Genomic DNA, 11,304 nt, shown 5'->3' with positions numbered 1-11,304 from the left:
ACGCAGGTTCGCAGCGCATTAACTGGTTCCTCTAACGGTTTTGAAGGTCCTTTCAGTACCTTGGCTGAACTCGGAATAACCACCCAGGCAAACGGCAATCTCGCAATCGATGAAGGCCGTTTGGGAGCTGCGTTACGCGACAATTTTGACAGTGTCGCTGGTGTGTTCGCTCAAGTCGGACAGTCCAACGACAGCAGCGTTGTGTTCGATGGTGCTGGTAGTTCGACGCAGGTAGGCAACTTCAGTGTTGAAGTTACTCAGTTGGCAACTCGCGGCAGTATCGCAGGCGCTGCCGTCGTTGCGCCCACTGCCCTAGCTCCCCTGACTATTGATGGTTCTAACGATACGTTAAGCCTCACAATCGATGGCGTCTCCACCGATCTCGTTAGTCTGACTCAGGGCGATTTCGAAAGCGGTGATGCGCTGGCGGCAGAGCTGCAGTCTCGCATTAACGGTGACGATAATCTTTTAGAGGCGGGTATTTCGGTCAGCGTGACTTTTGATGCCTCAAACCGACTCCAGATTCAATCTAGCCGTTTTGGCTCCGAGAGTAGCGTCGTCATTGACAGCGTTGCTGCTAGCACCACCGGCACCCTGGGCTTATCCGCGGGCTCTGGCACCGATGGCGTCGATGTCGCCGGTACCATTGGTGGCGTGGCCGCAACGGGGTCGGGTCAAAGCTTGATTGGGGCGGCTGGTTCTGCCAGTGAAGGTATTCGATTGTCGATCATCGGAGGTACTACCGGCGCTCGAGGTTCCGTCAACATCTCAAGTGGGGTTGCTGTTAGTTTGAGCGATGTCATCGACCGTTTTCTGGACAGTAATGGCCTGATCGATTTACGTACCGATACCCTCGAGGCCGATGTCGCGCGTATTGAGGAAGATCGCGAGGCCCTGGAAGCTCGTTTAGAAGCCATCGAGGCGCGCTTCAGAAATCAGTTCAACGCCTTGGATATTTTGCTGGCAAACTTGCAGAGCACCAGCGAGTTCTTAACCACCCAGCTTGCTGGAATCCCTCTACCGGGACAAAACAACAACTAGTGATAAACGCTACGGAGAGCAGATAGATGAATGGTATGACCGCAATTAGTGCCTATCGCAAAGTCGACGCTCAGAGTGGCATGACCGACGCTAGTCCTCATCAGCTCATTACTATGCTGATGGATGGCGCTTTAAGCCGCATCGCTGGCGCTAAAGGCGCTATGGCTCGAGGGGACGTAGCCGCGCAGGGTGAAATGCTGGGGAAGGCCATCAGTATTATCGACAACATGCGGGCTAGCCTCGATATCGAGCGCGGTGGTGAGGTTGCTACGCGACTGCGCGACCTCTACGACTATATGGAATCACGCTTGGTGGAGGCTGCTTCTACCAAAGATGAAGCATTGCTTGACGAGGTCTCGGGCCTCATGCGCGAAATCAAGAGTGGTTGGGAAGCGATTCCCGAAGAGTACCGAGGCTAACAGCCCGTGAACGCGACCCTCACAAGCGCACTCGACGCCAAGGAGTCCGGGCAATACCAGAGATTGGCCGGCGTGCTCAATATGACGCGGGATATGCTGGATTGCGCTGGCGCCGGTGAATGGGACCGCGTGGCGGAGCTTGAGCGCGAACGTCGCGATGATTTGCAGCAGTGTTTTTCGCAGCCGGTTGATGCGGAACATGGTGAGCTGGTGTCAGAAGCTCTCGCCGTGATGCTCCACCTCAACGATGAGCTTATGGGGCTGCTCGCAAATGCCCGTGATGCGGTGCTCGAGCAAGGCGTCAATCAGGCACGTACCCGATCAGCCCTCGGTAGCTATCAGGATGTTCAATCTTCTAGTTAGCTCTTTAGCCGACCTCTCTTGCTAGGTTAGGTAATTGCTCTCCCTCCAGACCCTTCTTATGCTAGCTTGGAATCTATTGATTCTGGGCCGTAAAGGTATGCCTGCGTATGAGTGATACACCAGCAAAGTCTGAAGGTGGTTTAGCCTACAGCGACAATATCTCCATCGCATGGAGAAAAATTGATCACGAACTCGATCAAAAGCACTTGGCTATGGTCAACGCCTCTAACGAGGAGTTTCTGCGGGCGGTTTCGGTTATTGGCGACGCGGGCGGGCAAAAAGATCAGCAAGAAGCTTCTTCAGGAGTGGTTGCACAAGAAGTCGCTCGTCTGGATCTAAAGGTCAATTTGCTTTTGGACCTTGTCGGGACTCTTATTTACCACCAGCTTGATATTCCCGATACCAGCCCGGTGCGTGTATCTGCTGCCGGTGTTGCCTGGAAAGGCGATGTGCCAGAGCCCGGTACAACGGTTTATCTGGAGCTCTACATTCAGCGTGGACTGCCCAAGCCCCTGTGTTGCTATGGCGAAGTGGTGTCGACTGCCGAAGAGCACGCCGCGGGCACTGGTAAGGTCCGCTTCACTGGACTAACCGGGGCGGCGAAGTCGTGGCTCGAAAAGCTGATCTTCAGGCATCACCGCCGGGAAGTGGCGTTTAAACGCTCCTCAGGCGAATAGCCCTTGGCTTCGGCCGCTTGGCTTGCAGGTCTTACTCGCTAGCCTTTCCAGCAGCTTTATCCATGATTCCGGCTCGATTCACTGGTCACAAATAATCCAGCGATTATCAATCCGTCAAAAAGTTGACTTACGCCGCTAATACTCTGAAAATCCATGTGTTTTTGTTGTGTCGCGTCAGTAATTCACTGCAGCGGTAATACACTTAGCCATGACAGTGAATATGCGCGCATCCACGCGTAAACAAGAGGATTAAGCGTGAGTGAAGACGGGTCGGCGATTCTTGAAGCGAGTCGCACATTGGCGCGGGAACTCGTTGGCAGCAGTGCTCAAATCGAAGGGATACGCCGCCTCATCGCGCAGGTAGCGCCGGCAGAGGCTTCCGTTTTGATCCTCGGCGAATCGGGTACGGGCAAAGAAGTGGTGGCTCGTGGCATTCATCAGCTATCCGATCGCGTGAAGGGCCCTTTTGTGCCGGTTAACTGCGGCGCTATTCCCGGTGAACTCCTGGAGTCTGAACTTTTCGGTCACGAGAAAGGCGCGTTCACCGGCGCCATAAGCAGCCGTCAGGGACGCTTCGAGATGGCAGCTGGCGGCACTCTCTTCCTTGATGAGATCGGAGACATGCCTCTGCAGATGCAGGTAAAACTGCTGCGTGTTCTGCAAGAACGTTGCTTCGAGCGTGTAGGAAGTAACAAGACTCAGGATTGCGATGTACGCGTGATCGCCGCCACGCACCAGAACCTCGAGGATCGCGTCCAGGCCGGTGATTTCCGTATGGACTTGTTTTACCGACTTAATGTGTTTCCTATCGACATTCCGCCCCTGCGGGAGCGTGTCGAGGATGTCCCGGCTCTTGTGAGACGCTTTGTCGATCTGATGGAGCGTGACAGTCGTGGTTCGGTAACTCTGGGTGACGATGCCATGGCATGCCTCAAGCGCTATGGCTGGCCGGGCAACGTGCGCGAGCTCTCTAACCTTGTAGAGCGCCTGGCGATTCTTCACCCCGAGCAAGAGGTTACGGCGGCGCACCTGCCTGGCAAGTTTGTGGCTGATCGCGGCGCAAGCGAAACTACAGAAGTCGCTGACATTTTCCTTCGAGGTGATCAGGCTGCCGCGACAGGTGGTGCGATGGGCAGTGCCTCGGAGGCTCCGGTTGCTCCTGCAGAATCAACGGGTCGCCTGGATTCGCGAACTATAACGCCGGACGAAGCGCCAGCGGTGCTGGCCGAAGAAGGCATGGACCTGAAGACACATCTTGCAGATCTTGAGCGTTCCCTGATGGTACAAGCCCTTGAGCAAAACGATTGGGTCGTTGCAAGAGCGGCAAAGATGCTCAACCTTCAGCGGACTACCTTGGTCGAGAAGATGCGCAAGTACGAGATTATTCGCCCGGACGAAGCGCCATAGTCTTGACGCTTCTTTATTGCGGATTCTGCAAGCATCTGAATTTCAACAATAAAATATTAGGCATAGCCTTTGCATAGACCTGTTCCGAGATACCACAACTCAATGGACAGGTATGACGCAGATCTCCACATCAGATGTGCTCGAGCGCCCCGAGAGCGTTGCGCTGGACGAAAGCTCCCTGGCTTCGCTCACCGAGGTCTCCCGAGAACTCGACAGCAGTTACCGCACAATGCAGGAACAGGTTTTGCGCCTGCGCACAGAGCTTGCTATCAGTCGCGGCGCACGTCTTCGTGAGCTGGCTGAAAAAGAGCGTCTGTTAAATCGCCTTGCGTCGCTTCTGGCTGTACTCCCCGGCGGAGTGATGATTCTTGATCCCGAGCAAACTATTCGCGATGCCAATCCGGCCGCGCTCGACATGCTGGGTGAGCCTCTATTGGGAGAGACCTGGCCCCAGGTGGCCAAACGCAACCCCGAGCTAGATGAGCGACAGCCAGGACAGCGGCAGTTGTCGATCAACAGTCGCGCGCTGGATGACGACGGCGAGGACGGAGAGCGAGTCGTTCTGATAACCGACACGACGGAGCTCCATGACTTGCAGTTGCAGCTGGGTCGCAGGGAGCGGCTTGCCGCGCTGGGTGAAATGGCCGCTCGACTCGCGCATCAAATTCGGACCCCACTGTCTTCCGCGACCTTATACCTCTCCCAGTTGGGCAGTCATGATCTTCCCCACGTGCAGCGCGATAAAATCAGCGAGCGCCTGGGAGATCGACTTCAGCACATGGAGGCATTGATCGAATCCATGCTCAGTTTTGTGCGTGGCGAAAATCCTCATATGGAGCCCTTGTTACTGAGGGACGTAATGACAACGCTTGAATCGGCGGTGCGCGAGACTCTTCCGTCCACCGTTAGTCTCACGGTTACACCCATCGACGATACGCTCGCCCTAAGCGGTGCGCGGGACGAGTTGGTTGGGGCGTTGGCTAATCTGGTTAATAACGCAGTGGAAGTAGGTGGCGAGTCTGTACGTGTCGATATCTGGGCGGGGGCGACGAGTCACGACTCTCTGCAGATATGCGTGCGAGATAACGGCCCCGGTATTCCGTCTGACGTGATGCCTCGACTTTTCGATCCCTTCTTTACGACGCGAACGCAGGGTACCGGCCTGGGGTTGGCGGTCGTTGCCAAAACCGTCAGTCATCACGGCGGAGAAGTACGAGCCCGCAATCGCGCTCAGGGCGGTGCAGAATTTTTAATTGATCTTCCCCTGCTGGCTACCGAGGAATCCTGCGGTGATTCCGAGGTAGTCAGCAACCTTATTAGTGAGGCCAACGAAGAATCGGATGGCCTTGGTATTCATTCTCACAGCGGTAGCAAAGGCGAGAGGCCTAGTTCATGAATCAGGCAGCACGAGTACTTATCGTTGAAGACGACGATACGCTTCGCGACGCACTGTGCGACACCATAGAATTTGGTGGCTATCGAGCAGTCGCGGCCGGTAACGGGCGTGAAGCCTTGTCACGCATGGAGAGCGAAAGCTTCGACATGGTGATTAGCGATGTGCAAATGGACGAAATGGATGGTCACGGTTTGCTCCGCGAGGTGCGCAACCGTAAACCGGAGATGCCCTTCGTAATGATGACCGCTCATGGCTCCGTACGTGATGCGGTGTCGGCCATGCGTGACGGTGCTACAGATTATTTGCTGAAGCCCTTCGAAGCTCAGGTGCTGCTGGATATGGTGGCGCGTATGCAGCCTACGGCTGAGGCTGGTTTGCCGATAGTCGCAGAAGATCCCAGTAGTCAGCAGCTATGTGCCCTGGCCCAGCGGCTTGCCCCCAGCGATGCAACGGTTTTGATTAGTGGTGAGTCGGGCTGCGGTAAAGAGGTGCTTGCCCGTTACATCCACGGCGAATCAAATCGTGCGGACAAACCGTTCCTTGCAATCAATTGTGCGGCTATTCCCGAGAACATGCTGGAGTCCATGCTCTTTGGTTACGAGAAAGGCGCGTACACAGGCGCTCATCAATCGCGGCCCGGTAAATTTGAGCAGGCCAATGGTGGCTCGCTGCTGTTGGACGAAATCTCCGAGATGGATTTGGGTTTGCAGGCAAAGCTTTTGCGAGTTTTGCAGGAACGCGAGGTGGAGCGTTTGGGCGGCACCAAACTGATTCCTCTGGATGTGCGCGTAATTGCGACCACCAACCGTCAACTGGAAGACGAGGTGCGCGAAGGTACCTTCAGAGAAGACCTGTATTACCGACTCAACGTGTTGCCGCTCCATCTTCCGCCCTTGAGAGAGCGACGGGGAGACATCCTCCCTCTCGCAAAGTTGTTTCTGAATCGATACGCCACCGTGCCCGGCGCCTACTTTGATGAGTCGGCAGAGTCTGCGTTGGTTAAGCAGGCCTGGCGGGGCAATGTTCGGGAGTTGGAGAACTGTGTACAGCGGGCGGTGATTCTTGCACGCAGCAACGTGCTCAGCGAGTGCGACATCGTCCTTGCAGATCAGTTTGATGTCAGCACAGATGCCCAGGCGCCTGTCGTAACAGAGCGGCCGGCATTAGAGGGCGATTTAAAGCTTCGAGAGCAGGAGTTGATTCTTCAGGCATTAAATGCCACCGGCGGTAGCCGCAAAGAAACAGCGGAGAAGCTCGGGATCAGTCCCAGGACACTGCGGTACAAATTGGCGCGGATGCGAGAGCAAGGCATTAGCTTGCCGGCATCAGTATAGACAGAGCGACAGCCACGTAATGATGATTAGTAGTGATGAATCGTCGTGATAAATAGTAGTGGCGATCAGCAGTGATGATAAACGGAGAGAGTGAGTTATGAGCGATATTGCGATCAATCAGGTTATTGCCCAGATGCGCACCATGGCGGCTGCAGCGGGGTCTGAGTCAGCGAGTCCTGAGCAGGTGACCGGAGGGAACTTCTCAAGTCTCATGCAGGATTCTATCGAGCAGGTGAACGCATCCATGATGGAGGCGAAGGCTCTAGCTACCTCCTTTGAATCGGGTGATCCTCAAACGTCGGTGACCGAGGTGATGATCGCATCCCAGCGCGCTGGTTTGGAGTTTCAAGCGATGACCGAGGTGCGCAACAAGCTCCTCAGCGCCTATCAGGAAATCATGAGCATGCAAGTTTGACGTTTCTTTTTTGGAAACGTTGAAAACTTTGAACTAGTGAGAACGTAGAGACATGGCCGAAGCTATCGATAACAATTTGTTCGCCCGCTTTAGTGGATTTTCGCGACAGCCGGCGACCCGCCAGTTAGCTTTACTCGTGGGTCTTGCCGCGAGTATCGCTATGGCCATGGGGCTGGTGCAGTGGGTAGTAGAGCCTAACTACAAACCTCTTTACGGCACCATGGCACCGGAAGATACCAATGATGTTATTGCTTCGCTTGAGGCCAACGGTATGGACTATCGCATGGATCAGCGAAGCGGCATGGTCGCCGTGCCGGCAGGCGATGTGCATCGCGCGCGCTTATTGCTTGCCAGCGACGGATACCCGCGGGGCGAAGGCGTTGGGTTTGAGAGTCTCTATCGTGAGCAGGAAATCGGGCTGTCCAGCTTTATGGAGCAGGCTCGCTATCATCGTGCTCTTGAATCTGAGCTGGCACGCACCATTGGTGCCATGGACAGTGTGCGTGGCGCGCGGGTGCATCTGGCGATGGCCAAACAATCGGCATTTCTCAGGCAGAGGGAGCAACCGGCCGCTTCAGTGATGCTCAATCTGTATGCTGGTCGCGCACTGAATGAGCGTCAGCTGGCTGGTATCGTGCACTTGGTTGCTTCCAGTGTGCCCAATCTTGATTCGGAGCAGGTTTCTGTTGTGGATCAGCAGGGCAAGCTGTTGTCCGGTCAGGGAACTGATGACGAGTTTGGTTTTACCCAGGACCAGTTCCGCTTCACGCGCCAACTCGAATCTGATCTGAGTGGTCGGATTGTGGATATTCTGGAGCCCATCCTTGGTGCCAATGCCGTACGTGCCCAAGTGGCTGCTGACCTGGACTTCACGCGGGTTGAGCGCACACTCGAAACATATGCCCCGGAGACCCATGTTCGCAGTGAGCAAACGTCTGAAGAAACAACGAATCAACGCTACGCTGGAGGTGTGCCGGGCACCTTATCCAACGAGCCACCTATCGACACAACGGTTACCGCGGTTCAGGGTCAGCCCACGGCCAACGGGGTGGTGCAGACTAACGTGCCTTTAGGTGGCGTTCTCCCTCCTGAGCGTACAAGCAGCCGATCAACAATCAACTACGAAATGGACAAGACCATCAGCCATGTTCGCGAAACGCCGGGAGCGCTTCAAAAACTGTCCATAGCGGTGGTACTGGATTACATTGAGTCCACGGCGGACGATGGTACGACCAGCCGGGTACCTATGCCGCAGGAGCGCATCGACGAGGTCACATCTCTGGTACGAGAGGCCGTCGGCTTTGATGCAGCGCGCGGAGACACGGTGAGTGTAATTAGCGCATCCTTTGTAGAGGCGCCTGCGATTGAAGATGCAGTGATAGAGACATCGCTGATGGAGCAGGACTGGATCTGGCAGCTCGCGAAAGGGCTGTTGGTCCTTGTAGTGCTCTTAACACTGGTATTTGTAGTCGTCCGTCCGCTTGTGAAGTTTGCGGCCGTGCCTGTACCCATGATGCAGGCCCCTCAGAACCTCCAGGGGCCCGGGCAGCAGCAAGTGGCGGCCCTTGGGGGCGGAGCTATGGCGGATGATCAGGTAACCTTAGGCGGCCAGGGGCAGGTAGGTCTGCCCGGCGCAGCGGGAGCGGCAGGCGGTGCTGGCGGATACCAGCAGCAGTTACAGATGGCGCGATCGGTGGCCGCAGGAGAACCTGATCGAGCCGCTCAGGTAGTTAGAGGTTGGGTAGCAGACGATGGCTGAAGCAGGTCCAAAGCTTAGTGGCGCACAGCGCGCTGCGATATTTTTGCTCGGCGTGGGGGAGGAGTCCGCCGCGTCGATCATGCGTCATATGGAGCCCCGGGAAGTCCAGCGCGTGGGTGAAGCGATGACGTCCCTGGTCGGTGTGTCTGATGATCAGCTCACCGAGGTGCTAGGCGAGTTCAATACCAAGGCAGGCTCCATTAATCCCTTGGGCTTGGGCGCCTCGGACTTTGCCAAGCGCGTGATGGTGCAGGCGCTAGGCGAAGACAAAGCTAACACTATGCTCGCGAAGGTGATGCCGGGAAAAGCGAAGACTCGCGGAATCGAAGCGCTTAAGTGGATGGATCCCGCGAGCGTCGCGGCGATCATCAGCGAAGAGCATCCGCAGATTATGGCTATCGTGCTTGCGTCCCTGGATGAGGAGCAGGCAGCTGATGTGCTGGCTGAGTTACCTAAAGAGCTACATTCCGATTTGATGCTACGCATCGCCAAACTCGAAATGATTGATCCTGCCGCTATGGAAGAGCTGGACAAAGTCCTGGAGAAACAGCTTGGACGAGCATCCAAGACGCCGCCGCGAGCGGTCAATGGCTTGAACAGCGCTGCAGCGATCATGAACAACGTGGACGCGGATATGGAAGTGTCGGTGATGGAGGCCTTGCGCGAGAGCGATGCTGACACCACAGATAAGATTGCCGAGCTAATGTTTGTCTTTGACGATTTGATGGATCTAGACGACCGCGGTATGCAGCGTCTTATTCGCGAGATTTCAGTCGATACATTGGTAGTCGCGCTCAAAGGCGTGGACGATCAGTTGCAGGAAAAGTTCTTTGGGAATATGTCGTCAAGAGCCGCGGATATGCTGCGAGAGGATCTCGAGGCAAAAGGCCCCATGAAGCTCACCGAAGTGGAGGCTGCTCAGAAAGAAATCCTCGCGGGCGCCAAGCAGCTTGCTGATGAAGGGGAGCTCATGATCGGGAAGGGCGGCGATGACTTTGTCTGATTCTCAAGGCGCCGAAGCTAGTTGGGCGCCGGCGGTTCCCGACGCTTTCCCGCAACAGGCTTCCAAAGCGCGAGCTGTAGCGAGTGCTGCGCAGCAATCAGAAACCCGTGATATCGAAGCGGAGCGAAAGAAGGGCTACGACGCTGGCTTCGCTGAAGGGCTGGCCGCAGGCAATGCCAAAGCCAACGGGCAGGTGGCCCAGCTACAGGCGCTTCTCGATGCCATGGCTGCGCCTTTTCAGGAGAGTGAAGCGGTTCTGTTGCGAGAGCTCTTGTCCCTCACCGAGAAAATAGCGAGGGCGGTGATACGTCGTGAGCTGGATTCTGGAGCAGATATCGAAAGGGTTTTGGCGGATGCGCTGTCTGCATTGGGTTCGGTGTCTATACCCGTGACTTTGACGCTTAATCCTATGGATGCGGCCTTGTGTCGGGAGCAGGGAATGCTGCCCAACGAACGTTTTGTGGTGCAGGAAAATCCGGGTCTGGCGCGAGGCGGCTTGCAGTTGGCCGCTGGTCATAGCTTTGTTGATGCCAGCGTGGAGACACGTATTGAGTCCGCATTGGCGGAATTGCGTGGTGAAGCAGGATTGCCGGAGGACGATATTTTGGAACCAGAGCTACCCGTTGGCGCTGGCAGCGCTGATTCGGGCGGACAAGCTTAAACACATGAGCAGCGCGCAGAAAATACGTGACGCGCAAATGCAGCGTCTGGGTCAGCGCCTGGCAACACTGAGCAGTCATGTCGACGCGCCCGATCTTCAATGTGAAGGGCGGCTCATGCGCATGGTGGGAATGAAGCTGGAAGCCGAGGGCTGCGATGGAGCCATCGGCGAACGTTGTAGAGTCATAAGCGATAGCGCCGTAGTCGACACGGAAATTGTCGGTTTTGCTGATGGCCGCTTGGTGCTTATGCCCGAGGGTGACGTGTCCGGGCTGCAGCTCGGCGCCAGAGTCGTGCCTCTGGGCGAGCGCGCGATTGTCGCGGTGGATGAGCAATTGTTCGGCCGGGTCATCGACGGTGCAGGGCACTTTCTTGATGATGGCCCCGCTCCCCATTGCAGTCACAGCGTGGCGCTTCGTGCCAAACCACTGAATCCTTTGGAGCGCCGGCCTATCCGAGAGCCGCTTGATGTGGGTGTGCGCGCAATCAACGGTCTTCTTACGATGGGTAAGGGGCAGCGTCTGGGGTTGTTTGCCGGTAGTGGTGTCGGAAAGAGCACGCTGCTGGGTATGATGACGAGACACACGGAAGCCGACGTCATTGTGGTTGGTCTCGTGGGTGAACGAGGCCGCGAAGTTCGGGAGTTCATCGAAGATATTCTCGGGCCCGAAGGTCTTGCGCGAGCGATTGTGGTTGCGACTCCGGCGGATTATCCACCGCTAATGCGTGTGCACGGTGCTTGGCGAGCGACGGCCATCGCGGAGCATTTTCGCGATCAGGGTCGCGATGTTTTACTGCTAATGGATTCGTTGACGCGCTTTGCGCAGGCG

The 11,304-nt window shown here is 56.2% G+C and carries 11 protein-coding genes and 1 pseudogene; all 12 read left to right on the top strand.

Annotated features, from left to right (window positions below):
* A partial coding sequence (fliD, locus tag AB8B76_RS12545) for a flagellar filament capping protein FliD (RefSeq protein ID WP_405272945.1) occupies positions 1-1,041 on the top strand: 1,041 nt, incomplete at its 5' end.
* 26 nt (positions 1,042-1,067) lie between these two features.
* A complete protein-coding gene (gene fliS / locus AB8B76_RS12540; RefSeq protein WP_405272943.1) occupies positions 1,068-1,460 on the top strand; it encodes a flagellar export chaperone FliS in 393 nt (130 codons plus the stop codon).
* Between the two features lie 6 nt (positions 1,461-1,466).
* Positions 1,467-1,823 (top strand): flagellar protein FliT, encoded by a 357-nt coding sequence (locus AB8B76_RS12535; RefSeq protein ID WP_405272941.1) that lies wholly within the window; start codon positions 1,467-1,469, stop codon positions 1,821-1,823.
* Positions 1,824-1,930: 107 nt separating this feature from the next.
* A complete protein-coding gene (locus AB8B76_RS12530) occupies positions 1,931-2,500 on the top strand; it encodes a PilZ domain-containing protein (protein ID WP_405272939.1) in 570 nt (189 codons plus the stop codon).
* Between the two features lie 255 nt (positions 2,501-2,755).
* Entirely contained in the window at positions 2,756-3,907 is a 1,152-nt protein-coding gene (locus AB8B76_RS12525) for a sigma-54 interaction domain-containing protein (protein ID WP_405272937.1), read from the top strand.
* Positions 3,908-4,019: 112 nt separating this feature from the next.
* Positions 4,020-5,303 carry a sensor histidine kinase gene (locus tag AB8B76_RS12520; protein ID WP_405272935.1) on the top strand — a complete coding sequence of 428 codons (1,284 nt, stop codon included), beginning with the start codon at positions 4,020-4,022 and terminating at the stop codon, positions 5,301-5,303.
* Positions 5,300-6,637, top strand: a complete 1,338-nt coding sequence (locus AB8B76_RS12515; protein WP_405272933.1) for a sigma-54-dependent transcriptional regulator — start codon at positions 5,300-5,302, stop codon at positions 6,635-6,637. The genes AB8B76_RS12520 and AB8B76_RS12515 overlap by 4 nt, the downstream gene beginning before the upstream one ends.
* Positions 6,638-6,734: 97 nt before the next feature.
* Complete coding sequence (fliE, locus tag AB8B76_RS12510; RefSeq protein ID WP_405272931.1) at positions 6,735-7,052, top strand: flagellar hook-basal body complex protein FliE; 318 nt, start codon at positions 6,735-6,737, stop codon at positions 7,050-7,052.
* Positions 7,053-7,104: 52 nt separating this feature from the next.
* Positions 7,105-8,811 carry a flagellar basal-body MS-ring/collar protein FliF gene (gene fliF / locus AB8B76_RS12505; protein WP_405272929.1) on the top strand — a complete coding sequence of 569 codons (1,707 nt, stop codon included), beginning with the start codon at positions 7,105-7,107 and terminating at the stop codon, positions 8,809-8,811.
* Positions 8,804-9,814 (top strand): flagellar motor switch protein FliG, encoded by a 1,011-nt coding sequence (gene fliG, locus AB8B76_RS12500; RefSeq protein WP_405272927.1) that lies wholly within the window; start codon positions 8,804-8,806, stop codon positions 9,812-9,814. Before fliF ends, fliG begins: the two co-directional genes overlap by 8 nt.
* Positions 9,801-10,475, top strand: coding sequence for a FliH/SctL family protein (locus tag AB8B76_RS12495; RefSeq protein ID WP_405272925.1), 675 nt, complete (start codon positions 9,801-9,803; stop codon positions 10,473-10,475). Before fliG ends, AB8B76_RS12495 begins: the two co-directional genes overlap by 14 nt.
* Positions 10,476-10,479: 4 nt before the next feature.
* Positions 10,480-11,304: pseudogene (gene fliI / locus AB8B76_RS12490) on the top strand (flagellum-specific ATP synthase FliI); the annotation flags it as partial.

Origin of the sequence: Congregibacter sp. (genome assembly GCF_045107095.1) — a bacterium.
GTDB lineage: Bacteria > Pseudomonadota > Gammaproteobacteria > Pseudomonadales > Halieaceae > Congregibacter.
Note: the sequence above shows the minus strand (reverse complement) of the source record. Positions and strands in the feature narration are given on the sequence as shown.

Bases quoted from the DNA above. Each gene is read 5' to 3' on its own strand.
- AB8B76_RS12495 (WP_405272925.1), top strand. From the start codon at position 9,801: ATGACTTTGTCTGATTCTCAAGGCGCCGAAGCTAGTTGGGCGCCGGCG.
- fliS (WP_405272943.1), top strand. From the start codon at position 1,068: ATGAATGGTATGACCGCAATTAGTGCCTATCGCAAAGTCGACGCTCAG.
- AB8B76_RS12530 (WP_405272939.1), top strand. From the start codon at position 1,931: ATGAGTGATACACCAGCAAAGTCTGAAGGTGGTTTAGCCTACAGCGAC.
- AB8B76_RS12515 (WP_405272933.1), top strand. From the start codon at position 5,300: ATGAATCAGGCAGCACGAGTACTTATCGTTGAAGACGACGATACGCTT.
- fliF (WP_405272929.1), top strand. From the start codon at position 7,105: ATGGCCGAAGCTATCGATAACAATTTGTTCGCCCGCTTTAGTGGATTT.
- AB8B76_RS12520 (WP_405272935.1), top strand. From the start codon at position 4,020: ATGACGCAGATCTCCACATCAGATGTGCTCGAGCGCCCCGAGAGCGTT.
- fliG (WP_405272927.1), top strand. From the start codon at position 8,804: ATGGCTGAAGCAGGTCCAAAGCTTAGTGGCGCACAGCGCGCTGCGATA.
- fliE (WP_405272931.1), top strand. From the start codon at position 6,735: ATGAGCGATATTGCGATCAATCAGGTTATTGCCCAGATGCGCACCATG.